Here is a 25,484-nt window from a genome sequence, read left to right as displayed (position 1 = left end):
ATGAGTACCCCATTCCTCTGGCACAACGGTCACATCAAGCCGTGGAACGAGGCCAACGTCCACGTCAGCACGCATGCCCTGCACTACGGCTCATCGGTGTTCGAGGGCGAGCGCGTGTACGCCACCCCGGACGGCCCCGCCTACTTCCGTCTGGCCGACCATACCCGCCGCCTGTTCGAATCGGCCCGTGTCTACGAGATCGACATCGGCTACAGCGAAGCGGAAATCGACGCCGCCTGCCATGCGGTGATCCGCGCCAACGACCTGAAGTCGGCCTACGTGCGTCCCGTGGTGTTCCGCGGCGCCGGCGGCCTGGGTGTGCTGCCGAAGGACGGCGCTCCGGTCGAGGTGGCGATCATGGCGCTGGAATGGGGCGCGTACCTGGGCGAGGCGGCCGAGCGTGGTGCCGATGTCTGCGTGTCCTCGTGGCATCGTCCCGCCCCCAACACCATCCCCAGCTGGGCCAAGGCTGGCGGCAATTACCTGTCGAGCCAGCTGATCGGCATGGAAGCACGCCGCGGCGGCTACGACGAAGGCATCGCACTGGGCCACAACGGCCTCCTCAGCGAGGGCGCGGGCGAGAACCTGTTCCTGGTCAAGAAGGGCAAGCTGCTGACGCCGCCGTCCAGCGCCGGCATCCTGGCCGGCATCACCCGCGACAGCGTGATCGTACTGGCCGAACAGCTGGGCCTGTCGGTGGAAGAACGCGACCTGCCGCGCGAGGCGCTGTACACCGCCGACGAAGTGTTCATGACCGGCACCGCCGCCGAGATCACCCCGGTGCGCTCGGTCGACCGCAAGGCGGTCGGAAACGGCACGCCCGGTCCGGTGACGCGTGCGCTGCGCGATGCCTTCTTCGGCCTGTTCGACGGCCGCACCACCGACCGCTGGGGCTGGCTCGAGGTCGTCCAGCCTGCGAACCCAGAAGACACCACTCCTGACCATTCTTCCCACTCCAGCCCTGCTTCGACGGAGGTCACGGCGTAATGGCTCCACGTACCTTGTTCGAGAAAATCTGGGATGCTCATGTCGTCGCACCCGAAAGCGCCGACACTCCGGCCATCCTGTACATCGACCTGCACCTGGTGCACGAAGTCACCTCGCCGCAGGCCTTCGATGTGCTGCGCGCGCGCGGCCTGAAGCTGCGCCGCCCGGACCGCACCCTGGCCACGCTTGATCATTCCACCCCGACCCTGCCGGCCGGTGCCGACGGCGAGCGTCCGTACGCCAATGCCGAGGCCAAGGCGCAGGTCGCGCAGCTGGAAACCAACTGCCGCGAATTCGGCGTGGAGCTGCACGGCTGGGACAGCAGCGACCGCGGCATCGTGCACGTGATCGGCCCCGAGCTGGGCGCGACCCGTCCGGGCATGACCATCGTCTGTGGCGACAGCCACACCTCCACCCATGGCGCGTTCGGCGCGCTGGCGTTCGGCATCGGCACCACCGAGGTGGGCCATGTGATGGCCACCCAGTGCCTGCTGCAGCGCAAGCCGAAAACGCTGGCGATCCATGTCGACGGCGCCTTGCCGCCGGGCGTCGGTGCGAAGGACCTGATCCTGCACATCATCGGCCAGATCGGTGTGGACGGCGGCACCGGCCACGTCCTGGAATATCGCGGCGCGGCGATCGAGGCGCTGTCGATGGAAGAGCGCATGACGGTGTGCAACATGTCGATCGAAGCGGGCGCGCGCGCCGGCCTGATCGCACCGGACGAAACCACCTTCGCCTGGTTGAAGGGCCGTCCGCAGGCGCCGCACGGCGAAGCCTGGGACAAGGCCGTGGCGCACTGGCGCACGCTGAAGACCGACCCGGGCGCGCACTACGACCGCGAAGTGCGTGTCGACGCGACCACGGTGAAGCCCACCGTCACCTACGGCACCCACCCCGGCATGGCGATCGCGATGGACGCACCGGTACCGGCTGCACGCAATGCCGTCGAGCAACGCGCGCTGGACTACATGCAGAGCCGCGCCGGCCAGCCGATGCAGGGCACGCCGGTGGACGTGGTGTTCGTCGGCAGCTGTACCAATTCACGCCTGTCCGACCTGCGCGAAGCCGCCAACGTGCTGCGCGGCCGCCGCGTCGCCGAGGGTGTGCGCATGCTGGTGGTGCCCGGCTCGGAAGCGGTGCGCCGCGACGCCGAGCGCGAAGGCCTGCACGAGGTGTTCACCGCGGCAGGAGCCGAGTGGCGCGTGCCCGGCTGCTCCATGTGCATCGCGATGAACGGCGACCTGGCACAGCCGGGCCAGCTGGTCGTATCCACTTCCAACCGCAACTTCGAGGGCCGCCAGGGCAAGGGCGCGCGCACGGTGCTGGCCAGCCCGGCCACCGCCGCGGCCTCGGCCATCGCCGGCACCATCGCCGACCCGCGTGTGTACATCGACCAGGAGCAGGCCGCATGAACCCCGTCACCCGCATTCATTCGCGCACGGCCGTGCTGACCGACGAGAACATCGACACCGACCGCATCATCCCCGCGCGCTTCCTCACCACCACCACACGCGAAGGTCTGGGCAAGCTGTGCTTCAACGACTGGCGCTACCTGCCCGATGGCAGCGACAACCCGGCCTTTCCGCTGAACCGGCCCGAGGCGCGCGGCTGCTCGATCCTGGTCGCCGGGCGCAACTTCGGCTGCGGCTCCTCGCGCGAGCACGCGCCGTGGGCGCTGCTGGACTTCGGTCTGCAGGCGGTGCTGTGCAGCGAGATCGCGGACATCTTCCGCAACAACGCGCTGAAGAACGGCCTGCTCGCCATCGTGGTCAGCCCGGCCGAGCATCAATGGCTGCTGGAGCACCCCGGCGTGGAGCTGTCGATCGACGTGCGCGAGCAGGTGATCGCGCTGCCCGATGGCGGTCACATCCGCTTCGAACTGGAGCCGTTCGCGCGCCACTGCCTGCTCGAAGGCGTGGACCAGCTCGGCTTCCTGCTGCAGCACGGCGATGCCATCGAAGCCTTCGAGACGCGCCACCAGGCGGCCGCATGAGCCCGGTCACATTCACCCCATCCGCTTGCCGTCGCTCCGGCGCCGGTCATGACACCACGAAGCACGAGGACACCCACGCATGAAAGCACGCATCGTCACCCTGCCCGGCGACGGCGTCGGCCCGGAGGTCACCGCCGCCGCGGTCGCCGTGCTGCAGGCCATCGCCCGCCGGCACGGCCACGACTTCGCGTTCGACGAGCACCTGATCGGTGGCGCCGCCATCGACGCCACCGGCGAACCGCTGCCCGCCGACTCACTGGCTGCCTGCCAGGCCGCCGATGCGGTGCTGCTGGGTGCCGTGGGCGGCCCGAAATGGTCCGACCCGAATGCGCCGGTGCGCCCGGAACAGGGCCTGCTGGCACTGCGTGCCGCGCTGGGCGTGTACGCCAACCTGCGCCCGCTGCAGGTGCACCCGGCGCTGGCCGCGCTGTCGCCGTTGAAGACCGAGCGGCTGGACAACGTCGACGTGCTGTTCGTGCGCGAACTGACCGGCGGCGCCTACTTCGGCCTCAAGACCAAGACCGCCGATGCGGCCACCGACGAATGCAAGTACACCGTGGCCGAGGTCGAACGCGTCACCCGTCGCGCCTTCGAGCTGGCGCGTGCGCGTCGCAAGCATGTCACCTCGGTCGACAAGGCCAACGTGCTGGAGACCTCGCGTCTGTGGCGCCGCACCGTCACCCGCATCGCGGCCGACTACCCCGACGTGAAGCTGGAGCACCAGCTGGTCGACTCGATGGCGATGCTGCTGCTGACCCAGCCGGGCCGCTACGACGTGGTGGTCACCGAGAACCTGTTCGGCGACATCCTCACCGACGAGGCCGCAGCGCTGGCCGGCTCGCTGGGCCTGCTGCCTTCCGCCTCGCTGGGCGAAGGCAGCAAGGGTCTTTACGAGCCCATCCACGGCTCGGCACCCGACATCGCCGGCCAGGGTGTGGCCAACCCGGTCGGCACCATCCTCTCGGTCGCCCTGCTGCTGCGCCATTCGCTGCGGCTGGAGGTCGAGGCCCAGGCCGTCGAGGCGGCGGTCGACCACGTGCTGGCACACGGTCCGCACAGCCGCGACATCGGCGGCAGCGCCGGCACCGACACCGTGCGCGACGCCGTGCTCGCCGCCCTGGACGAGCAGGCCGCCGGGCGCAATGCATCCAGCGAGGCACGCGCATGTGGCTGATCGCGTCCCTTTTACCCAAGAGGCACAAGGACGTGCCCGTTTTTTTGGCCCTTAGCGCCATGACCCCAGCAGCCCTTCCTATCGCCAGCACCATCTATCACCCATACGACCAAGGAGTCACCGCATGAGCACCCCTGCCAACGACACGCTTGCCAAGGCCCGTATCGCCGTCCTCGGCTACGGCAGCCAGGGCCGCGCACACGCGCTCAACCTGAAGGACTCCGGCCTCGACGTCGTGGTCGGCCTGCGCAAGGGCGGTCCCTCGTGGAACCGCGCCTACACCGACGGCTTCGCCGTCATGGAACCGGCCGAAGCGGTACGCGGCGCCGACCTGGTCGCCGTGCTCACCCCCGACATGGTGCAGCCGGCGCTCTACAAGGACGCCATCGAGCCGAACATCAAGCCGGGTGCCACGCTGCTGTTTGCGCACGGCTTCAACGTGCACTTCAAGCAGATCGACCCGCGCAAGGACATCGACGTGATCCTGGTTGCCCCTAAGGGCCCGGGTGCGCTGGTCCGCAGCGAATACGAACGCGGTCGTGGCGTGCCCTGCATCTGGGCCGTGCACCAGGACGTCAGCGGGCATGCCGAAGCCACTGCCAAGGCGTATGCCGACGGTATCGGCGGCGGTCGCGCCATGCTGATCAAGACCGACTTCAAGGAAGAGACCGAGACCGACCTGTTCGGTGAGCAGGCGGTGCTGTGCGGCGGCGCCAGCTCGCTGGTGCAGGCCGGCTTCGAAACCCTGGTGGAAGCGGGTTACCAGCCGGAGATCGCCTACTACGAAGTGCTGCACGAACTGAAGCTGATCGTCGACCTGTTCTACGAAGGCGGCATCACGCGGATGCTGGAGTTCGTTTCCGAGACCGCGCAGTACGGCGACTACGTGAGCGGCCCGCGGGTGATCGACGCCGGCGTGAAGGCGCGTATGAAGGACGTGCTGACCGACATCCAGAACGGCACCTTCGCGAAGAACTGGATCGCCGAATACAACGCCGGCCTGCCCAACTACAAGCAGTACAAGCAGGCCGATCTCGACCATCCGGTCGAGCAGGTCGGCAAGCAGCTGCGTGCACGCATGCCGTGGCTGCAGCCCGCCGCACCGAAGCCCGCCGAACCGCTGAAGAAGACCGGCTGAGTCCGGCACCGGGCCGCACGCGCATGGAGCCGCGCGGCCCGCTTTCCACACGACGAACGAGAACGAGGTACGCCATGAAACGCTTCCATATCGCCCTGGCCGTTGCAGACCTGGACGCATCCATCGCCGATTACAGCAAGCGCCTGGGCCAGCCGCCGCAGGCCCTGGTCTATGGCGTCTACGCCATGTGGCGTACCGACAACCTCAACTTCTCGATCCGCCAGGAACCCGACAAGGCCGGCCGGATCTGCCAGCTGGGCTTCGAGGACGACGATGCGCCGGACTACAGCAGCAGCACCGACGTCAACGGCATTGCCTGGGAACGCTTCTCCACGCTGGAGCAGGACCTGCAGATCATCGCCACCTTCGGCGTGCCGGTGCACCCGGCCGTCGAACACGAACTGATCCGCAACTGACCCCGGCACGTCGATGCCGTCGTCCCGTCGCCTGCCGGAATCCGCTGCCGCGTGCCCGCTTCGCAGTCGTGCGCCGGATACCCGTGCAGGCAACACGGGCACCACGCCGCATCCGTTACGAACGTATCCACTACCCGCCGGCACGGCCGGCGCCAACAGGAACCCCACGTGACCACTTCATCGCTGCCAGCCAAGGCTGCCCCCGCCCCTTCCACCGACCGGCACCCGCTCGCCGGCCAGCCGATGACCGGCGCCGAGGTGGTGGTACAGGTACTCGCCGACGAAGCTTGCAGCGTACTGTTCGGCTATTCCGGCGGTGCGATCCTGCCGGTGTACGACGCCGTGTTCCGCTACAACGCCGAACATGCCGATGCCGACGGGCGTGACCCGATGCCGCTGGTGGTTCCCGCCAACGAGCAGGGCGCCGGCTTCATGGCATCCGGCTTCGCGCGCGCCTCCGGCCAGGTCGGCGTCGCCATCGTCACCTCGGGCCCGGGCGCTACCAACATGGTGACGCCGGTGCGCGATGCGATGGCCGACTCCACGCCGATGGTGGTGATCTGCGGCCAGGTGGCCACGCCCTCGCTGGGCACCGACGCGTTCCAGGAAGCACCGGTCAGCAACATCATGGGCGCCTGCGCCAAGCACGTGTTCCTGGTCACCGATGCCGACACCCTGGAAGCCACCCTGCGCACCGCCTTCGAAATCGCCCGCAGCGGGCGGCCCGGCCCGGTGGTGGTGGATATTCCCAAGAATGTGCAGAACACGCCGCTGCACTTCGACGGTACCAGCCGGCTGCCGATCCCCGGCTACCGCGCCCGCCTGCGGGCGGTGGAAGAGGCGCGGCTGAACGACGAGGACTGCGCGCGCTTCTTCGAGGCGCTGACCCGCGCCAGGCGTCCGCTGATCTATGCCGGCGGCGGCGTGATCGCGGCAGCCGCCGCGCCAGCGCTGCGCGCCTTCGCCGAGGCCTTCGGGCTGCCTGTCACCACCACCCTGATGGGACTGGGCGCGATCGACACCCGCAGTCCGCTGGCGCTGCACATGCTGGGCATGCACGGCACCGCCTACGCCAACTACGCAGTGGAAGACTGCGACTTCCTGCTGGCACTCGGCGCGCGCTTCGACGACCGCGTGGCCGGCGTGCCCGAACAGTTCGCGCCGCACGCCCGATTCATCGCGCAGATCGACATCGACCCGGCCGAGATCGGCAAGGTGAAGCCGGTGGACTGGCACCACATGGGGCCGCTGCGGCCGTCGCTGGAACGGCTGCTCGACTATGGCCGCAGCCACGGCGTGAGCACCGCACCGGCCGAGTGGCACGCGCATATCGCCGCACTCAAGCACGACCACGCCATGGGCTACGACCGCGCCAGTCCGCTGATCCAGCCGCAGGCGGTGATCGAGGCGATCAACCGCCACACCGAGGGTCGCGCCGTGGTGAGCACCGGCGTCGGCCAGCACCAGATGTGGTCGGCGCAGTTCTTCGACTTCAAGCAGCCGCGCCAATGGCTCACCTCCGGCTCGATGGGCACGATGGGCTTCGGCCTGCCGGCGGCGATCGGTGCGCAGTTCGCGCGACCCGATGCGCTGGTGATCGACATCGACGGCGACGCCAGCATCCGCATGAACGTGGGCGAGCTGGAAACCGTGACCACCTACGGCCTGCCGCTGAAGGTGGTGGTGCTGAACAACATCGGCGACGGCATGGTGCGCCAGTGGCAGAAGCTTTACTTCAAGGGCCGTTTCGCCGCCTCGGACAAGAGCCTACACCGCAAGGACTTCATCAAGGCTGCCGAAGCCGACGGCTTTGCCTGGGCGCGCCGGCTGGACGACAAGGCGCAGTTGGAAAGCACCATCGCCGAGTTCCTCGCTTTCGACGGCCCGGCCTTCCTTGAAGTGATGATCGACCCGGATGCCGGCGTCTACCCGATGGTAGGCCCGGGCGCGACCTATGCGCAGATGATCACCGGCGACTTCATCGCTTCGCGCGAGCCGCCATCCGCGCCGGAAAGCGCCACCACCGACATGTTCTGATTCCCGGCGGCCTGCCCTCGACAGGCCGCCGGATACCGGTCTTCACCGGAACGATGCAAACGAGGACCACGGGAGCGTTGCCATGAGACATACCCTATCCATCCTGCTGCAGAACGAGTCCGGCGCGCTGGTCCGCGTGGCCGGCCTGTTCGCCGCACGCCACTGCAACATCGACTCGCTGACCGTCGCCGCCACCCATGACCCGTCCGTCTCGCAGCTGACCCTGGTACTGCACGGCAACGCCGCGGTGCTGGAACAGATCGTGCGGCAGACGCGCAAGCTGGTCGACGTGATCGACGTCAACACCTTGTCGCTGGTCGGCGACGACAGCAATCCGCTGGCGCTGGCTGCCCAGCCGTGAATGCCCGCACCGCCGACCTCGACCCCGCCGTCGATGCCGGCGAGTGTGACGTGCCCGCCCGTGCACAGACCGCGCGCGTCTACGAAGTGGCACGCGAGTCGGCGCTGGAGTCCGCACCGCTGTTGTCAGCCCGGCTCGGTGCGAAGGTGCTGCTCAAGCGCGAAGACCAGCAACCGGTGTTCTCGTTCAAGCTGCGCGGCGCCTACAACCGCATGGTGCAGCTCGACCCGGCACAGCGCGAGCGCGGTGTGATCGCCGCATCCGCGGGCAACCACGCGCAGGGCGTGGCACTGGCTGCGGCAAAACTGCGCATTCCCGCCGTCATCGTGATGCCGGTCACCGCACCCCAGGTAAAGGTGGATGCGGTGCGCCGCTTCGGCAGCGAATTCGTGGAGGTGGTGCTGGCGGGTGATTCCTACAGCGACGCGCAGGCCGCCGCCGCGCGCCTGCAGGTCGAGCGCGGCAGCACCTTCGTGCACCCGTTCGACGACCCCGACGTGATCGCCGGTCAGGCCACCGTGGGCCTAGAACTGCTGCGCCAATGCCCTGGCCCGCTGCACGCGGTGTTCGTGCCGGTCGGCGGCGGTGGCCTGCTGTCCGGCATCGCCGCATGCATCAAGGCCGAACGTCCGGAGGTCGAGGTCATCGGCGTGCAGGCCAGCGACTCGGATGCCATGGCGCAGTCGCTCGAGCAAGGTTCGCGCGTGTTGCTGTCCGACGTTGGACTGTTCGCCGACGGCACCGCCGTGAAGCAGGTCGGCGCGCTCACCTTCGCCCTGTGCCAACGCCACGTCGACGCGATGCTGCGGGTGGATACCGATGCCATCTGCGCCGCGATCCGCGACATTTACCAGGAAACGCGCAGCGTGCCCGAACCGGCCGGCGCGCTGGCGCTGGCCGGGCTCAAGCAGTATGCCGCCACGCACCAGGATGTCGGCGACGGCGCGTTGGTCGCGGTGATCTCCGGAGCCAATATGAATTTCGACCGCCTGCGCTTCGTGGCCGAACGCGCCGACGTCGGCGAGCAGCGCGAGGCGGTGTTTGCGGTCAGCATTCCCGAGGAACGCGGCAGCTTCCGCCGCTTCTGCGCCGCGCTGGGCCAGCACGGCATCACCGAATTCAACTACCGCATCGGTGACGCCGAACAGGCCCACCTGTTCGTGGGTGTGCAGACGACCAACCGTGGCGAGCGCGAAGCGCTGGTCGCGGCCTTCCACGCGCAGGGTTTTGCGGTGCTCGACCTCACCGATGACGAGCTGGCGAAGCTGCATCTGCGCCACATGGTCGGCGGCCGCTCGCCGCTGGCCCGTGACGAACGCCTGTACGCGTTCGAATTTCCCGAGCGACCCGGCGCACTCGCCCGCTTTCTCGATCACATGAACCCGGACTGGAACATCAGCCTGTTCCACTATCGCAACCAGGGTGCCGACTATGGCCGCATCCTGGTCGGCATCCAGGTGCCGCCGCACGAGGCGCCGGAACTCCAGCGCTTTGTCGACACCCTGGGTTACCCGCACCAGGACGAGAGCGCCAACCCGGCCTACCGCCTGCTGTTGCGTACCTGAAACCCTTTCGGCAACGTCTGCCCATCACCCCCTACCGGAGCCCCGCATGCCCGCCTACCGTTCCCGCACCACCACCCACGGCCGCAACATGGCGGGCGCCCGCAGCCTGTGGCGCGCCACAGGCATGAAGGACGGGGACTTCGGTAAACCCATCATCGCGGTGGCCAACAGCTTCACCCAGTTCGTTCCCGGCCATGTGCACCTGCGCGACCTCGGCAAGCTGGTCGCCGAGGAAATCGCCGCCGCCGGTGGCGTCGCCAAGGAGTTCAACACCATCGCGGTGGACGACGGCATCGCCATGGGCCACGGCGGCATGCTGTATTCGCTGCCTTCGCGCGAGCTGATCGCCGACAGCGTGGAGTACATGGCCAACGCGCACTGCGCCGACGCCCTGGTGTGCATCTCCAACTGCGACAAGATCACCCCCGGCATGCTGATGGCCGCGATGCGGCTGAACATTCCCGCGGTGTTCGTGTCCGGCGGCCCGATGGAATCGGGCAAGGCCGTGCTGAAGGGCGCCACGCGTAAGTTCGACCTGATCGATGCCATGGTAGCCGCCGCCGACGACAGCTACAGCGATGAGGAAGTGGCTGCGGTCGAACGCTCGGCCTGCCCCACCTGCGGCTCCTGCTCGGGCATGTTCACCGCCAACTCGATGAACTGCCTGACCGAGGCGCTAGGCCTGGCCCTGCCCGGCAACGGATCGGTGCTGGCCACCCATGCCGACCGCGAGCAGCTGTTCCGTCGCGCCGGCGGCCTGATCGTCGAACTCGCCCGTCGCTGGTACGAACAGGACGACGCCAGCGCGCTGCCGCGCGGCATTGCCGACCGTTCCTCGTTCGAGAACGCGATGAGCCTGGACATCGCGATGGGCGGCTCCACCAACACCGTGCTGCATCTGCTGGCGGCCGCGCGCGAAGGCGGCGTCGACTTCACCATGGCCGACATCGACCGCCTCTCGCGCCGGGTGCCCTGCCTGTGCAAGGTGGCGCCCGCGAAAAGCGACGTGCACATGGAAGACGTGCACCGCGCCGGCGGCATCATGGGCATCCTCGGCGAGCTGGACCGGGCCGGCCTGATCGATACCGCACGTCCCACCGTGCATTCGCCCTCGCTGGGCGCGGCGCTGGACCGCTGGGACATCCTGCGCACCGACAGCGACGATGTGCAGACCTTCTACCGCGCGGCCCCCGGCAACGTGCCCACGCAGATCGCCTTCAGCCAATCGGCGCGCTGGGAAAGCACCGACAGCAACCGCGAGGGCGGAGTGATCCGCTCTGCCGAACACCCCTTCAGCAAGGACGGCGGCCTGGCCATCCTGTTCGGCAACCTGGCGCCGGAAGGCTGCATCGTGAAGACCGCCGGCGTGGACGACTCCATCCTCACCTTCCACGGCACTGCCAAGGTCTACGAGAGCCAGGAAGACGCCGTCACCGGCATTCTCGGCAACAAGGTGAAGACCGGCGACGTGGTGGTGATCCGCTACGAAGGCCCGCGTGGCGGCCCCGGCATGCAGGAAATGCTCTACCCCACCAGCTACCTGAAGTCCAAGGGGCTGGGCAAGGCCTGTGCGTTGATCACCGACGGCCGCTTCTCCGGCGGCACCTCGGGCCTGTCGATCGGCCATGTCTCGCCCGAGGCGGCCGAAGGCGGCCTGATCGGCCTGGTCCAAGACGGCGACCCCATCGTGATCGACATTCCCCAGCGTCGCATCCACCTCGACCTGTCCGACGAGGTGCTTGCCGCCCGCCGCAGCGCGATGGATGCCCGCGGCCGCCAGGCCTGGAAACCGCAGAACCGCACGCGCCAGGTCTCGGTGGCCCTGCAGGCCTATGCCGCCATGGCGTCCAACGCCGCCAACGGCGCAGTGCGCGACCTGAGCCGCCTGGGCATCGCCGAACGCGACTGACACCTGCCGTCCCGCGCACACCGACCGGTTGCGCGGGACAAAACATCGTCAGCATCGAGCTGCAGAAACGCGATCCTGCACCGCCGTCAGATGCCGGTGCCAGCCACCTGCCGGTAGTGCAGCACGGTGGGAAACGGATCGTAGAAAGCGTGAAGCAGCCGCTTCCATGCCAGGTACTGGCTGGACTTCCGGAACCCCTCCTCGTGGTCTTCCAGCGTCCGCCAGCGGACCAGCAGCACATACGCATCGGGCTGTTCGATGCAGCGCTGCAACTCATGCGAAACATAGCCGGGCATCGAGGCGATGATCGCCTGTGCCTCATGGAAGGCTGCCTCGAACGCAGCAGCCTGTCCGGGGATCACCTGCAACGTGGCAACTTCAAGAATCATGCCTGTCCTGCCGTGTGACATGCGGGCACCCACCGGCGCCCCCGAGTGCGGAAGTCGACGCCGGTGCAGATGCTAGGCGTCATGAGCGACCTTCGCCGCTGGCCAGATCAGCGCCTGCGCAACGATGACGTTCGTGCCATTGAATGTCAGCGCCGGCGAACCATGCAGCACGTATCCCAGCGACAACGCCTGACTCACCCGGTGACAGAACGCCGCGTCGTCCGGCCCGGTAAGCACCCGATAGACCGGAAGCCCGTCCGGCGGCAATGTCGAAGCCTTGTCTGAAACCATGCGATAAACCTCGATCAAACCCGAGAGCCTTCAGCTCTCCAAGCAACGTGTTACAGGAACCGGTACTCGAACCGGATCTCGAGGCCGAAGAATACGGTAACAGCGAACCAGACCGTGACTTGTTACCTACGAATGCGAGGCTTGATACCTAAGCGCAGATCTGGGGTATAACTGCACCATTTGTCGCAATCCGGATAATTCATGAGTTCGGGGTTTCGCCACATCCGCGGTTTCATACAGGTCGCCAAGCTTGGCAGCTTCACGTCTGCTGCTCAGCGTCTACACATTTCACAACCGACACTTACGGTCCAGATTCATCAACTCGAGGAAGAGCTCGGTGTTCGATTATTTGATCGCGACCGGCGCAAGGTCTCACTGACAGCAGCAGGAAACAGCCTGTTGGGACCGATGCAACAAATCCTCGACGACTTCGATGCTGTGCGACAGCATGCTCAGGAGTTGGGTGCGCTTCACCACGGCCGGCTTGTGATGGCCGCGCTCCCTACGGTTGCCGCCGCATGGCTGCCATCAAGGATCGCCAAGTTCCGCGAGAGCTATCCCGGCATCGAAGTTCGCATGATCGATGTACCCTCGGACCAGTTGCAGACCCTGGTGTCTGAGGCAACGGTAGACCTCGGCATAGGCACCTTGCTCAGTCACGACGAAGGTATTCATTTCGTGAAACTGTTCGAAGACCGGATGCATGTATTTTTCCCCAAAGGACATGAGCTCGAGTCTCAACAGCAACCCAGCCTGAAGTCACTGACGCGCTACCCGCACATCTCGACCGCCACCGATTCAAGTGTCCGGCAATTGCTTGACCGCGCCTTGAAACAGGCGCGCCTCGATATCGAGATCACTTGCGAAGTGGATCGCCTGTCGACTGCAGTAAGCCTGGTAAAGGCCGGGGTCGGCATTGCCGTCCTGCCATTAAAGACCCTTGACTCCATATCGTGCGAAGGACTCATACATCGCCCGATTAAAGATAACCCCATAAAGCGCGAAATAGGTATTTTAACGTCCAAGCGGAAAATCTTGTCGCCAGCTGCTACCGCTTTCAGCTCAGCGCTACAGCACCGGGACGATGCCCGCCAGCCTGTCAACAAGTAAATGCGCCACTGATATGACCGACTGACCGGGTGCACTACCCACGGTGTGACCGGTCACTTTCTCGATAAACGCATACCATCCAGGCACCTCCGACTAGCTTCCCTCGGCGAAACGGGGCTTCCATTCTTTAACCCGCACGGAACGACTGAATCCGGACGGGGATGGACGTCGGTGCGAGCTGGCCGGAATGGCATACATGCTCATTCATCCGGCCAGCCCCCCATGATTACTTGGACCAGGGGTCGGAACCGCTAATGACGCCCCCCTTCGCGGTAAAAGTAAGCATGCTGTGTTTGTCGGCATTATAAATGGGCCACTCGTGAAGCCCCTTTCCATTCGGATTACCGGTTTTGACAAAATTGACCAGGTAGTTGCTGGCCAGCTTACCGACCTCACGATCACGGATCGTCGTCTTTTTGCCGTACTTGATCGCCTCCGTGTCAAACCAGAAGGGAATATCCGACGCATGCGGAGCACCCTGCTTGTACCACCCCTGGCCCTGCATGGACGATGCAACATAATCGAAGCGGTAGTAATACACTGGCACCCCCTGCTTGGTCAGGGTCGTAGCGATGTCACGTGCGCCTTTGATCATGAAGCCGTCACGCCCACCCATATCGGCATTGGTCGCGCCGATCATGACCGGGACTTTGGCGAAATTGCCGCTCTGGTAAGCACTCCACGGTCCGACGTTGACCTTTCCATCCACGACCGGCATGGTGAAGGTGGCTGGGCCTTTACCCCGCTTGAACAACGCCATCATGTTGAGGCCATCATCAACCTGATTGGCTGAGAGGGCGCGCAACTGCTTCAGTGCATCCGGACTGTCCGGGTTGATGCCCATTTTCTTTGCGAATGCGATGCCGGCTGCATCTGCCTGCGCCGGCGTGAGATGCATCTGTCCATTGCTGCCTGACCAGATGACCGCCTTCTCGAACAAGCCGCGCGATTCCGGCGAGGTCAAAAGTACGTTCACCGACATGCCACCGGCACTCTGTCCGACGACCGTTATGTCGTTGGGATTTCCGCCGAAGGCAGCAACGTTGTGCTTGATCCACTTCAATGCCGCGACCTGATCCATCAAGCCGAAATTCACACGTGGCTCTCCGGAAGCTGCTTCCTCCTTCTCAAGTTGCGGAAACCCAAAGAATCCGAAACGCCCAACCCGGTAGTTGAAGCTGACCACGACAATGCCCTTTTTGGCCAGGTCGGCTCCCGTGTAGGTGGGTGGCGACGAGCCGCCGTTCATGAAACCACCACCGTAGATCCAGACCATGACTGGCAATTTGCCATGGACGTCTCCCGCGGGTCGCCACACATTGGCGTAGAGGCAGTTTTCGGCAGTCTTTACTCCAAGTGGAGCCGCATCACTGGGAAAAGGCGTCTGCTTGCAATCCGGCTCATACTTCGTCGCCAGACGCACACCACTCCAGGAAGCTGCCGGCTGCGGAGCATGCCAACGCAGGTTGCCTATCGGCGGGGCGGCGTACGGAATACCTTTGAACGAAGCTACGCCATCACTCACGCTTCCCTGGAGTGTGCCGTTCGCGACGGTGACTTCCGGCCCGGTTGTCCCGGCCAAAACCGGTCCTGCTGCGGCGAGGATCGCCATAGACAACACCGTCTTCGTGAACTTACCCATATAGCTCATAGGGATTCCTCCTGTGTAACGTTCAGTTTGGACCACCCATCCGACCCTGTGGCTCGCCTGCCTCCTGAATCGATTGGAGGCCAGGCACCATCAATACGTGATCGAACGGTAATCCACCTTGCTTCAATTGATATCGCTAGCCACACCTGCACCCATAGCTGATGCATGCCGGCAAAGGGTTCTCCGGGACGGCCTCGACAAGGCAGCCATTCATCGGGCCGCCTTTGCCACCAGGCCTTTCGCCGCTGCCGAGACTCTGACCGCACTCTGTTCGGGCAGATGCTCGGACGAATCGCCGACAAGGATCCGGTAGCTTCCATCGGCCACCTGCCAGCCATCCGCTGACTTGCTCCAGGCGGCAAAAGCATGGGCGGGTACCGAAAAACTCACGGTGCGCGTCTGGCCAGGCTCGAGCACTACTTTGCTGAAGCCTCGAAGCTGCTTTTCTGGTTCGCCGGTACTCGCCGGATCGCCCACATACAATTGCGCCACATCTGCACCTGCACGATGACCGGTGTTGGTGATCTCGACCGTCACTTCGACCGAGCCCTGCGGCGTGATCTCTTCCGGCGTCACATGCAGGTGGCTGAACTTGAAGCTGGTGTAGGACAGACCAGAACCGAACGCGAACAGCGGTTTCACATGCTTGGCGTCGTACCACCGATATCCGACCTGCAGTCCCTCGGAGTACTCGACCTTGCCGTCGACACCAGGCCACTGAGCCTGTGTGGATGCGGGCACATCCGCCAGGCTCCGCGGAAAGGTCACCGGCAGTTTGCCCGATGGATTCACGTCGCCAAAAAGCAGCGCCGCAATGGCCTTGCCATCCTCCTGCCCCGGGTACCATGCCTCGACCACACCCGCCACCTTGTTCAGCCAAGGCATGGTCACCGCGGAACCGGTATTGAGCACAACGATGGTGTGTGGGTTGACTGCGGCCACCGCGGAAATCAGATGATCCAGATCGCTGCCTAGGTCGGCATTTTGCAGGTCCATTCCCTCGGTTTCGAACTTGCTCGCAAACACGATGGCCACATCGGATTTGGCGGCCATGTGCACGGCCTGCTCCAGCAAGGCGCGTTTACGTGGCCAGACATTTCCAGGTACGGGAACCTTCCAGCCAAGCCGCAACGACGACCCAAGGATGTCCGCAATCGACATGCCCAACGGCGCGTGATACTTCACATCAAGGCTGACCGGGCGGCCCGCCGTAAGCTCGATAGTCGCGCTGAGGGTATCGGTTGAAAACATCGGACGGGTAATGATCTGCCTGCCATCGACAAACAGCTTTGCGTCGCCTGCACTGGTAAGCGTGAAGGTATAGATACCGCTGACCGGTGGATTGATCGTGCCGGAATACTTTGCGGACCACTGCCCCTGTTTCAGTTTCGCGCTGGGCGTCTTGCCCCAGAGCTGCACGTTCAGTTCCGGCAAGACACGGGTGGCGACAGGTGTACCCGAAAAGTCCGTATTGGCATACAACTGCTCGGTCAAGCCATGACCCTTGCCCGAGGCCGGCGTCAGGTATCTGGCCGGCACCAGCGGTGGCGGTCCGTCCGGAACATCGCCCTGGGCATACCGCACTGTGACACTACTGCCGGCACGACTCTCGATACCTTCACGAGGCGTCACAATCGCATCGGCATTGATGCGCGCTGACCCGCCACCTGATGTGAGCGCATCTGGACCAGCATCGGTACCAATCACCGCAATCGAATGAATCTTTTCTGCAGACAGCGGCAAGACGTTACCTGCATTCTTCAGAAGAACCGCGCTTTGCTCGGCGACTTCTCGGGCCACATCCACATGCGCCGGCGTCGTCACCTTCGAATAGATGTTGCCGGTCGGTTGATGCGAAAAAAGATGCATGCGGAACATCTCGACCAGAATCGGACGCACCAGCTGGTCGATCGTGTCCGTGGACACCTTTCCGGACTTCACTGCCTGCTCGAGCGCCTTGCCGTAATAGAGCCCGGCCGGCATCTCCACATTCAAACCGGCCTTGGCTGATGCCACCGTGGAGTGCGTGCCGTCCCAGTCCGACACGACGAAACCCGGGTACTTGAATTGGTCACGCAAGACCTTCGTGAGCAGGAAGGAGTTCTGGCAGGCGTAGTCACCGTTGATCGACGCATACGAACACATGAAAGAGGCCGGATGCGCATGGTCGACGATGATCTGGAACGCCGGCAGGTACAGTTCCTGCATGGTCCGCTCGGAGACCGACACGTCGTCAAGCGACGTGTTGCGATCGGTTTCCTGGTTGTAGAGGGCCCAGTGCTTGACCTCCGCCATCACGCCGGTGGACTGAACGCCATTGACGTAACCTGCCCCGATGTAACCGTTGAGGTAGGGGTCCTCGCCGTAAGACTCAAACGCACGCCCCCAGCGCGGGTCGCGCACGATGTTCACCGTCGGCCCCAGGTCGACATCCACACCCTTGCCCCACTGTTCGTCGCCGACCACGGCGCCGTACTGCTCGGCAAGATTCGTATCCCACGTCGCTGCCAGCGCCACCGGTGCCGGCAACTGCGTGACGTTCATGAAACCGTCCCCGGCTCCACCCGGCCCGTCCTGCAATGTCAGTGCAGGGATGCACAATGACGGTATGGCCGCTATCTCCCCAGCATACCCACGACCACCAAATCCCCCTGTACCGTGCAATTCTTGGATCTTCTGGCTCAGGGTCATGCGGCCCAGCAGCTGGTCAACACGCTTACCGATAGGTGCCTTCGACGAGCCCCAGGGACACGAGTGGCCCCCCGTCGCAGACACCGCCATGGCTTTTGTGCTCGCTCCGGGGTGAGCCGCACCGTGTTCCGATGCAGAACACGCAGTCAGCCCCAGACTCACCAGTGTCACACCTAACACCACATGCACGAACTTGTGCCTTACCTGCAAACTTTTCACAGAAACCTCCAAATCCTCAACCATGTTCCATGGCATTACGCGAAGCTTCGGAACACAAAACATGTATTGCGCAAAGCATTGATACCAGCGCGCAAACTCCATGCTTTATGTCTGAACGGAAGATCCCGCCCACCAACGCGACAAGTGGGTGGACGGGAAACCGCCAAAGAAGCCAAGTGGACAGCCAGTTGAACCATCTAGTAGGCAGCAAACCGGCCTGGTGGATCAGTCAGAGCCCTCTGTAGCTGAAGTTGAGCGAAATCATGCGTCCAAATATATTCGCGTTGTTTCCATCGAACGCAGCACCACTGGCCGTGAGCACCACGGGTGGATTTCGGTCGAATATATTATTCACGTGCAGCGACACCGAAGAATTGCTCAACCAGTCAGGAACAGAGGACGAAAGATCGCCCAGATAGACACCAAAGTTGAAGTCAAACGTTGTCCAGGAAGACACCGTGCTGTTCGGCTTGCCAAATAGCGGACTATCGTTCTGATAAGTACCGACGTAGTTTCCTGAAATCGTCGCATTCACCGCGCCCTTTATCCAGGTTACTGATGCCCGCCCTCTCCACGGAACAAGACCACCATTCAGCATGCTTCCAAGAATGGAAATCTTCGGCTGTGTCGGAGTCAATCCAAGGCGCTCTGAAATGACCTTGGTCGCATCAAAGTCGAACACCCAGGCACTACCTGCGGCCGTGAAATCATAGCGCCCGTTGAAATCGGCACCATTCTCCGTCATCGACCCTACATTCGTGCCCCGCTGATCCACCCACACGTTTATCTGGCATAGCTGCGCCGGGGTCACGATTCCGTAGATCCCGACTGCCTTGACATACGGCATCAAAGCAGGATCGTAGACCTGATTGGTGGCACTGCATTCGCTTGGGTTATGAACTGGATGTATATATGCCTTATATGTCGCATAACCCTGGGCACTCAACAGCCCGGCCGGGAATGAACTCACCCCCAGAATCAGGTCCTTGTAACTTACGTGATAATAGGTACCAGAGAGTTTCAACCCAGGGACTGCATGCGGCGTTATGTCCGCACTCAACGACCAGGTATTGGCCGTCTCCGGCTTCAGGTTCTGCTTGTTTCCGCCGATCAAACCCACATTCACCAGCCCGGGAATTGAGCCGGATATGGCCGAATTTCCAGTCAGGTTCGGCATGTATCCAACAAAGGCCTTGTATGAGAATACAAATGGATCCGATTGCACCAGATTGGGGGCCACGAAAGACTTGCCCCAGGTCCCCTGAAGCTGGAAATCCCGACTCAAGGCCCATTTGAACGAAATTTTCGGATCCGACCTGCCACCAACACCATCGTAGTGGTCATAACGATCCGCCACATCAAAAGTAAGCGAACGAACCAAGGGGATGTGCTGTTCAGCGGAGACTGCCGGAATATAGAATTCCACAAATCCCGAGTTGGACTTCCGTGACCGGCCTTCAATATTGTCGTATGCAAACTCATCGGGCTGCGTCCGGGGTGGACACGGCAGTGGCGAGGTACACCCAATGCCTTCGAAACCGACAGGTGGAAGCGCCGCGCTCTCGTAAATTCCATAGGCGGCCTCATCGGTACGACTTGCACCATTGATGACCTTTTCGGTTGAGCGCATGTGCTCTACGCCGATCGCTGCCTTCAAAGGTCCTGCCGGGAGGTCGAAAACCGTACCATTGAACTTCAGAACGTCGTCCTGAAGGCTCATCTTATTGATTTGGAGGTTCCTTCCGAGGATATCTGAAAGCTGCGCGGAGGTCAGTGGCGCAGTGCTCAGCGGATTTATCACCCCGGTATCGACGTAATATTGAAGCGCACCTGGGTCAAGCAGATTCGACTGACACTCACCGCATGCGCGGTCATGCCCATACGTCGCCGAGAAATCTGCGTGCCAGTCACCCCAGAGCCCTGCATGGACTTCGAAGATTCCGTCCCAGTTTGTGTCCGAGTTTGAAGTGATGAAGGCCGGCAAACCAAGTGCTGCCGGCGACAGGTCTACGGTCATCGGGCCTCCTGCCGGCGCAGGCGGAGCGATGTAGTACGGCGAGCCTGGTGCCACGGTTACAACAGGAATCGAGTTGTAGTAAGAGCTCGCTCGGCTGGTTGAGTCGCGATGTGTCCACAGCCCTGTAAAACTGACACTCAGGTCCTGGTTGATGGCCTGATTGAAAAAGGCGTCAAATTGATAACGCTTCTGACTGGGCATGTAATCGTCAGACCCCGCTCGATCTTGCAAGCTTGGCTGAGCTGCAGTGTCGGCATACGTGGACGCAACCGAGCCCAGAGGCAGCGCACGATAGAGATAGGTTCCACTTGTACACTGGCCAGCCGAGTAGGTGTCACACCATGCGACGTTGCTTGTCGCACCTGGGGTGGCAACAGGCCCTGAGCCGCCGCTGAAACTTCCGGGCTGGCCAGGCTGACCCGGCCCGACACCACCGTTGTTCGCGCCGGTAGTGATCGTGCCACCACGAATCCCGTTGTTGACCCCGCCAAACCTAGTCAGGTTATCCGACAGGTACGGACTGGCGCTTCGCAACATGGCACTACGATCGGAGTAATCGAAGGTCATCATGAAATTGCCATGCCCGAGCGAGCCCAGCTTCGGCCAGGTATGACCGACGACCGCCGAAGCACCCTTCGTATGGTGACCGTTGGACCAACTGGCCCGAGGAGTCACTTCAACTCCATCAAAGTCTTTGCGGACCACAAGATCAATCACACCCGCGACAGCGTCAGAGCCATAGACGGCCGAGCCACCTCCAGTCAGAACCTGGACAGCCTTCAGAGCTGCAGCGGGCACCTGATTGATACTCGTGAACTGGGTCCCGGCACCTGTCGGCGTGACTCGATGACCATCTACAAGTACCAGCGTTGCTTGCGGCCCAAGTCCGCGCAAATTGGCAGAAACGCCTTGCGTCGAATTCGCACCGTTATTCGCGCTGCCATAGGCCGATGTACCACCTTGGCGCTCGTTGCCTAATCCCGAAGGCGAATCATTGGAGATTTGGGGAATAGTCTGCAACAGCGCGTGGACAGAATTGGCGCCAGTCCGCAGTATGTCGGTCCTGTCGAGAGTAATCGCTTCCGCGCCTACCGGTGCGACACCCTTGATGTTGGTTCCAATGGTGTGGACAACTGAAATCGACTTCAGATTCGTAATCGGACCTTTGACAGAAACATTCGTTTTTGCCTTGGTCTTGCCACTTTTGGTTACAGGCTTTTCACCGGGCGTGCTTGTTTGTTGTGTCGTCAAACCAACCGACGCCGCACCGTCTGCCGAACTTCCGCTGGCCGCACCACCCAGTGCGTTTCTGGCGACGCCAGGTGCAGTAGCAGCCGCGGTCGCCGTACCAGCCAGCAACAGTGCGGCCACAATGCTGGCCACCAATGCATTTTTCCGATAGTTCATTTAGACCACCCCTTCCAGTCAGAGTGCACACCCTATCGAAACTGATGAGCCGAAATATGATATCGGATCATTTATTATTTACTTTTTAAAGGGTGCCACCGATTTTTATGTACTCGCAAAATGCGAACCGCAAAAGGACCACTAAAAATCCAGAATGGCGCTTCGTGTTACGCGATGCGAGGAACAACGCAGATTGTCTATGAAGAACCTCCCCAAGGTTGATTAAATACCGCTCAACGTCGCCCCATGAACCATCCGCGCATTAAACTTGGATCTTCACTCAGGCTCATCACGACCATATTAATAAAAACAATATTGCACGCCCCTCAGGGGCTGTCCAATGCATTATTTTTAGTACAGTATTTAGTTTTTTAATGACATGACAGGACCGGCACGATCGAACAGTTTGCACTCTTGCGGCAGACAAAAGACCAAAGCCCCCTCCGCAAACGGCAGCACACTGCAAACATTCACGACAAATCCCCACACCCATTGATCGGTACAAAGTAAGTGTGCGATCCAGCAGGAAGCTTGATGCGAAGCGCATCCGCCCAATAGGCAATCCGCATGCCCAAGCATGCGGGCACCCTTTGTCCATCCGCATCCGAAAATGGCGCAAATTCAAATGCCGACCAACAAAAGTGAAGCCATTCCTTGAGTGGACTTCACGCTAATTCAGTGCGGCCTGGACACTCGGCCTGACACAACGAAAGCTTTGTGGAATATCCGGACTGCCTTTCGTGTAACGCGCATAGCGCGGATACGGGCAAAGAGGACGTCTCACAAGTGGCCGCGTCGGCTTTTCAGAAGGCATGCTTATTTTGGTTGCAAGCAGCTCAGCAGGCGGCTCATCATGCTCAACCCACTTGACCACAGCACTTAAGGCATCGACCTTGCTCGGCCCGTCACCACCTATGCAGTGGCTCATGCCTGGTGCCATGAAGAGACGGAAAAAGCCGTCGACTACATTCGCTGCTTGCTTCCGGGAAATGCCACGCGCAAATAGCGAGATAACGTCCTGTCGATACTGTATCGGCAGTGTTGCAGCATTCAGGGGATCATCCCAACCTTGCACCATGATGAGCTTGCCTCCCGCACGCTCGAATGGCTCCAAGTCCGGACTCATGGCATCAATTTTTGCGCCCAATGCATCATTCACGCGCGCCACATCATGTTCCCAATCGAAGGATTTCCAATCCCAACTCTTACCGAAAACCATGTTCTGCAATAGCGGGATGGCATACTGCTTTGCCATCAGGCCTTGGATCAGAGTCCAGCCATTGAGCATGAAGCTATCGCCCGCCGCGGTGGTCAAGGTCGCCGAACCGGCCTCGGAACCGAGCACGAAGCCTGGATAGATCTGCGCACCAGTGCGCGGGTCGCGAGGCCCTTGATAGATCAACTCAGCGGTTTTGACTTCTTCATCCGTCAAACAATTCCGATGTCGACTTTTCTTGCAGACAATGCTCTCCGGCTCGAAACGGCACGCCAGCGGATCTCCGAGCAAACCATCCTTAACCCCGTCCTCGCTATCACACTCCCGCAATACCGCATCATGCAAAAGTCGAAGTTTGCTCACCGGAATCGTCACATGATCATCCGCGCTCTTTAATCCCCACAGGAAACTAAGCATCAACCCGGTGTAATCCATGCCTGGCGATTTGGCGACAATACCATTGAAATCGTGCGGATAAAATTCAGCCTCTTCCATCGCCTGCGCACCGCCGGTGGAGCAGCCGATGAAATAAGCATAAGTCTGAGGCTTTCCGTAATAATCTCGCACCAGTGCCTTGGCCGGGCCGATGACTTGATGGGTCGCATCATGCCCCCATGCCAGCAGCGCCTTCGAATCATGCATCCACGCAGTGCCATTTCCACTGTGCCCGGTGTCATTCACCGTTACCGCATAACCCTTTCGCAGATATTTTCCAAGTGAATTCAGGTCAATAAACCCGCCAAAGCCGCCACTACCGATGGACAACAGCCGTCCGTTCCAATGTCGCGCAGGCAACCAAAGTTCAAAATTTATCTTTGGCGATGCCTCCCCCTGTACACGGCAAAATGCAGGAAGCGTCATTTTCACCTGTGTCTTGGCCCCCTGCATCGACACTGTAAATGGGCCGGCTGCCACGGGAGTGGCCGACGTCACCGTTGCACCCGATAGTTTGGCGTTGGTCAATACGCTACATTCATCCGCGTACGCGCGCGGACCCAGCAGTAGCAGCGCCATGCCCGAAAGTAAGACTAAAGTCCGCATGAAAGGCTCCACATCTCCAGACCATTCATAGCGCCCGAATCAAAATGCTTATCAGGCAGCCATAATTTCATAGTGCAAGCGCGACCCTACCGATCATCAGCCTTAGATATCCATATCCATAAGCAAACTGCCCAGTGTCTTCCCATGCGCATCCAGCGCCAGTGACTTGGTAACACCGCCATACAGGCTTCCGGTCACGACGAAATTCAACGCCCAGATGCGTGGAAGTAGATAGCGCATGACAGTCAATTGTGGATCTTCTCCATTCACCTTGGCTGCCACTTGCTCCAACCTTGATTTGACACGCTCAGTGTTCAAGGCGGCGCACAATTTTGTGTAATCCGCCTCGTGATAGGCGATTATCGATATATTAGAAATATCGCCCTTGTCGCCCGTGCGCGCATGTGCCAACTGACGTAATATCATGGCGATATTTCCATATGCACGTGAATCTGGACATGATCCGCGGGCCACAGCATCGACGCAATGGCAAGTGACTGCCTCATCGTTTTTGTGGCTCCACCACCACCAGCGGGTCCGTTCGTGTAGAGCGCCTCGACTTCGCGGCCGATTCGCAATGCATCTTCAGGTGTTGCGCAGCGAGCAGCTACGCGCAGGCGGATTTCCGGCGGCTCGCTCACCATTCGCTCAAGGCCTCCGCCATACAAGGCATCCACGCCAATCAAATCCGACCGGATCGCATCTGCTTTCACACCGGCAATGCGCAATCGCTCAAGCACTACCTGACGTGCAAGCTCACCGCGGCTCAATGCACCCGGACCACCATATGAAATCTGGCCTTCGCCCACATAACCATCCAGGTAACCGACACTGACCTTGAGCCGCTCGGGCTTGGCGCTCCCGCCCCCACCATGAACTACGACTCGGTCAATACCTTCTTGCTCGAAGGCAACAGTGGAGAAATCAGCCGTAACATCTGGCGTGATGTATGCGGAGGGGTCGTGGATCTCATAGACCAGCTGTTCCGCGCAGGTCTGCTGGGTAACGCACCCGCCCGAGCCAGCCACTTTAGTGATGACGGTCCGACCACTTTCCGATACTTCCGCGATGGGGAACCCCAGACGCGCCAGACCACTCACGTCCTTGAACCCGGGGTCTGCAAAATATCCACCGGTGATCTGCCCTGCACACTCAAGAAGGTGCCCCACCACAGTCGCCTTACCGAGCGCGCCCCAATCCGACCAGCTCAAGCCGAATTCAAGAACCTGGGGCGCCAGGAACAGGGCCGGGTCGGCAACACGACCTGTGATCACGACATCCGCCCCCTGCTGCAGCGCACGGACCATGCCCTCTGCCCCAAGGTAGACATTGGCAGACACAAGCCTCTCCCCGAGCATGAACGGGGTTGTTCCGTTGTCCAGCGGCGTAAACTTTTCCTGGCGAATCTGCTCAAGCACGTCATCACCAGTCACGGTAGCCACTTTCAGTCCGTGTATTCCGAGGCCCGCGGCAACCCTGCACACGACACGTGCGGCCTCTTGCGGGTTGGCAGCCCCCATGTTCGTGATGATGCGAAACCTCCTGGCGCCGCTTGCATCATGCATATGTGGAAGAACACGTCGCATACGCTCTTCCAGAAGCGGGTCGAAGCCACGTTCCGGATAATGGAGACGCTCCATTTGTGCCTGTGCGATAGTCCGCTCAGCCAGGCATTCAAAGATCAGATAATCGATATTGCCGTATTCAGCCAGTTCGACAGCAGGCTCGATACGATCACCTGAATACCCGGCCCCTGAACCCAACCGAAGCGTTCGCGGCCGGCTCGTCATAAACAATACCTCATTATCTCAAATCACATTTCGAGGCCCCATAATTCAACGATTACTGGAGCACACGCACGAAAGGGTC

19 protein-coding genes are annotated in these 25,484 nt (G+C 61.9%); 11 read left to right on the top strand and 8 right to left on the bottom strand.

Annotated features, from left to right (window positions below; genetic code table 11):
- The 10 genes from RA164_RS01160 (at position 1) to ilvD (ending at position 11,583) form a co-directional block, all read left to right on the top strand.
- Positions 1-987 (top strand): branched-chain amino acid transaminase, encoded by a 987-nt coding sequence (locus tag RA164_RS01160; RefSeq protein WP_329742154.1) that lies wholly within the window; start codon positions 1-3, stop codon positions 985-987.
- Positions 987-2,402, top strand: coding sequence for a 3-isopropylmalate dehydratase large subunit (leuC, locus tag RA164_RS01155; RefSeq protein ID WP_329742153.1), 1,416 nt, complete (start codon positions 987-989; stop codon positions 2,400-2,402). Before RA164_RS01160 ends, leuC begins: the two co-directional genes overlap by 1 nt.
- A complete protein-coding gene (gene leuD, locus RA164_RS01150) occupies positions 2,399-2,983 on the top strand; it encodes a 3-isopropylmalate dehydratase small subunit (RefSeq protein ID WP_329742152.1) in 585 nt (194 codons plus the stop codon). The genes leuC and leuD overlap by 4 nt, the downstream gene beginning before the upstream one ends.
- A 79-nt stretch (positions 2,984-3,062) precedes the next feature.
- The gene (gene leuB, locus RA164_RS01145; protein ID WP_329742151.1) at positions 3,063-4,157 is read left to right on the top strand and encodes a 3-isopropylmalate dehydrogenase; all 1,095 of its coding nucleotides are present in this window, start codon (positions 3,063-3,065) and stop codon (positions 4,155-4,157) included.
- A 124-nt stretch (positions 4,158-4,281) separates the two neighbouring features.
- Positions 4,282-5,295, top strand: a complete 1,014-nt coding sequence (gene ilvC, locus RA164_RS01140) for a ketol-acid reductoisomerase (RefSeq protein ID WP_329742150.1) — start codon at positions 4,282-4,284, stop codon at positions 5,293-5,295.
- A gap of 74 nt (positions 5,296-5,369) precedes the next feature.
- Positions 5,370-5,711: a VOC family protein gene (locus RA164_RS01135; RefSeq protein ID WP_329742149.1), complete on the top strand. Its 342-nt coding sequence runs from the start codon at positions 5,370-5,372 to the stop codon at positions 5,709-5,711.
- A gap of 243 nt (positions 5,712-5,954) precedes the next feature.
- On the top strand, positions 5,955-7,748 hold the full coding sequence (gene ilvB / locus RA164_RS01130) for a biosynthetic-type acetolactate synthase large subunit (RefSeq protein WP_329743452.1): 1,794 nt from the start codon (positions 5,955-5,957) through the stop codon (positions 7,746-7,748).
- A gap of 82 nt (positions 7,749-7,830) precedes the next feature.
- Positions 7,831-8,109: an acetolactate synthase small subunit gene (gene ilvN, locus RA164_RS01125; RefSeq protein ID WP_329742148.1), complete on the top strand. Its 279-nt coding sequence runs from the start codon at positions 7,831-7,833 to the stop codon at positions 8,107-8,109.
- A 50-nt stretch (positions 8,110-8,159) separates the two neighbouring features.
- A complete protein-coding gene (gene ilvA, locus RA164_RS01120) occupies positions 8,160-9,674 on the top strand; it encodes a threonine ammonia-lyase, biosynthetic (protein ID WP_329743451.1) in 1,515 nt (504 codons plus the stop codon).
- Positions 9,675-9,720: 46 nt separating this feature from the next.
- On the top strand, positions 9,721-11,583 hold the full coding sequence (gene ilvD / locus RA164_RS01115; protein WP_329742147.1) for a dihydroxy-acid dehydratase: 1,863 nt from the start codon (positions 9,721-9,723) through the stop codon (positions 11,581-11,583).
- An 86-nt stretch (positions 11,584-11,669) separates the two neighbouring features.
- On the opposite strand, the gene RA164_RS01110 is transcribed toward ilvD, so the two are convergent.
- Positions 11,670-11,972 (bottom strand): antibiotic biosynthesis monooxygenase family protein, encoded by a 303-nt coding sequence (locus RA164_RS01110; protein WP_329742146.1) that lies wholly within the window; start codon positions 11,970-11,972, stop codon positions 11,670-11,672.
- Positions 11,973-12,044: 72 nt separating this feature from the next.
- Positions 12,045-12,263, bottom strand: coding sequence for a DUF1737 domain-containing protein (locus RA164_RS01105; RefSeq protein WP_329742145.1), 219 nt, complete (start codon positions 12,261-12,263; stop codon positions 12,045-12,047).
- Positions 12,264-12,464: 201 nt separating this feature from the next.
- Here RA164_RS01105 and RA164_RS01100 point away from each other — a divergent pair, with 201 nt between their 5' ends.
- Positions 12,465-13,373: a LysR family transcriptional regulator gene (locus RA164_RS01100; protein WP_329742144.1), complete on the top strand. Its 909-nt coding sequence runs from the start codon at positions 12,465-12,467 to the stop codon at positions 13,371-13,373.
- A 226-nt stretch (positions 13,374-13,599) separates the two neighbouring features.
- Here the strand turns inward: RA164_RS01100 and RA164_RS01095 are convergent, their stop codons facing one another.
- The 6 genes from RA164_RS01095 to RA164_RS01070 form a co-directional block, all read right to left on the bottom strand.
- The gene (locus RA164_RS01095) at positions 13,600-15,024 is read right to left on the bottom strand and encodes a carboxylesterase/lipase family protein (RefSeq protein ID WP_329742143.1); all 1,425 of its coding nucleotides are present in this window, start codon (positions 15,022-15,024) and stop codon (positions 13,600-13,602) included.
- 210 nt (positions 15,025-15,234) lie between these two features.
- A complete protein-coding gene (locus RA164_RS01090; RefSeq protein ID WP_412731053.1) occupies positions 15,235-17,568 on the bottom strand; it encodes a glycoside hydrolase family 3 C-terminal domain-containing protein in 2,334 nt (777 codons plus the stop codon).
- Positions 17,569-18,163: 595 nt separating this feature from the next.
- Complete coding sequence (locus RA164_RS01085) at positions 18,164-21,358, bottom strand: TonB-dependent receptor plug domain-containing protein (protein WP_329742141.1); 3,195 nt, start codon at positions 21,356-21,358, stop codon at positions 18,164-18,166.
- 670 nt (positions 21,359-22,028) lie between these two features.
- Positions 22,029-23,537, bottom strand: a complete 1,509-nt coding sequence (locus RA164_RS01080) for a tannase/feruloyl esterase family alpha/beta hydrolase (RefSeq protein WP_329742140.1) — start codon at positions 23,535-23,537, stop codon at positions 22,029-22,031.
- Positions 23,538-23,717: 180 nt separating this feature from the next.
- Positions 23,718-24,041: an AtuA-related protein gene (locus RA164_RS01075; protein WP_329742139.1), complete on the bottom strand. Its 324-nt coding sequence runs from the start codon at positions 24,039-24,041 to the stop codon at positions 23,718-23,720.
- On the bottom strand, positions 24,038-25,405 hold the full coding sequence (locus tag RA164_RS01070) for an acyclic terpene utilization AtuA family protein (RefSeq protein WP_329742137.1): 1,368 nt from the start codon (positions 25,403-25,405) through the stop codon (positions 24,038-24,040). Before RA164_RS01070 ends, RA164_RS01075 begins: the two co-directional genes overlap by 4 nt.
- Between the last annotated feature and the right edge of the window lie 79 nt (positions 25,406-25,484).

The organism is Dyella sp. A6, assembly GCF_036320485.1.
Taxonomy (GTDB): Bacteria; Pseudomonadota; Gammaproteobacteria; order Xanthomonadales; family Rhodanobacteraceae; genus Rhodanobacter_A; species Rhodanobacter_A aluminiiresistens.
This window is presented reverse-complemented; position numbering and strand designations above follow the sequence as displayed.

Coding starts and splice junctions, on each gene's coding strand:
- RA164_RS01160 (WP_329742154.1), top strand. CDS start 1: ATGAGTACCCCATTCCTCTGGCACAACGGTCACATCAAGCCGTGGAAC.
- leuC (WP_329742153.1), top strand. CDS start 987: ATGGCTCCACGTACCTTGTTCGAGAAAATCTGGGATGCTCATGTCGTC.
- leuD (WP_329742152.1), top strand. CDS start 2,399: ATGAACCCCGTCACCCGCATTCATTCGCGCACGGCCGTGCTGACCGAC.
- leuB (WP_329742151.1), top strand. CDS start 3,063: ATGAAAGCACGCATCGTCACCCTGCCCGGCGACGGCGTCGGCCCGGAG.
- ilvC (WP_329742150.1), top strand. CDS start 4,282: ATGAGCACCCCTGCCAACGACACGCTTGCCAAGGCCCGTATCGCCGTC.
- RA164_RS01135 (WP_329742149.1), top strand. CDS start 5,370: ATGAAACGCTTCCATATCGCCCTGGCCGTTGCAGACCTGGACGCATCC.
- ilvB (WP_329743452.1), top strand. CDS start 5,955: ATGACCGGCGCCGAGGTGGTGGTACAGGTACTCGCCGACGAAGCTTGC.
- ilvN (WP_329742148.1), top strand. CDS start 7,831: ATGAGACATACCCTATCCATCCTGCTGCAGAACGAGTCCGGCGCGCTG.
- ilvD (WP_329742147.1), top strand. CDS start 9,721: ATGCCCGCCTACCGTTCCCGCACCACCACCCACGGCCGCAACATGGCG.
- RA164_RS01110 (WP_329742146.1), bottom strand. CDS start 11,972: ATGATTCTTGAAGTTGCCACGTTGCAGGTGATCCCCGGACAGGCTGCT.
- RA164_RS01105 (WP_329742145.1), bottom strand. CDS start 12,263: ATGGTTTCAGACAAGGCTTCGACATTGCCGCCGGACGGGCTTCCGGTC.
- RA164_RS01100 (WP_329742144.1), top strand. CDS start 12,465: ATGAGTTCGGGGTTTCGCCACATCCGCGGTTTCATACAGGTCGCCAAG.
- RA164_RS01095 (WP_329742143.1), bottom strand. CDS start 15,024: ATGAGCTATATGGGTAAGTTCACGAAGACGGTGTTGTCTATGGCGATC.
- RA164_RS01090 (WP_412731053.1), bottom strand. CDS start 17,568: ATGAACGTCACGCAGTTGCCGGCACCGGTGGCGCTGGCAGCGACGTGG.
- RA164_RS01085 (WP_329742141.1), bottom strand. CDS start 21,358: ATGAACTATCGGAAAAATGCATTGGTGGCCAGCATTGTGGCCGCACTG.
- RA164_RS01075 (WP_329742139.1), bottom strand. CDS start 24,041: ATGATATTACGTCAGTTGGCACATGCGCGCACGGGCGACAAGGGCGAT.
- RA164_RS01070 (WP_329742137.1), bottom strand. CDS start 25,405: ATGACGAGCCGGCCGCGAACGCTTCGGTTGGGTTCAGGGGCCGGGTAT.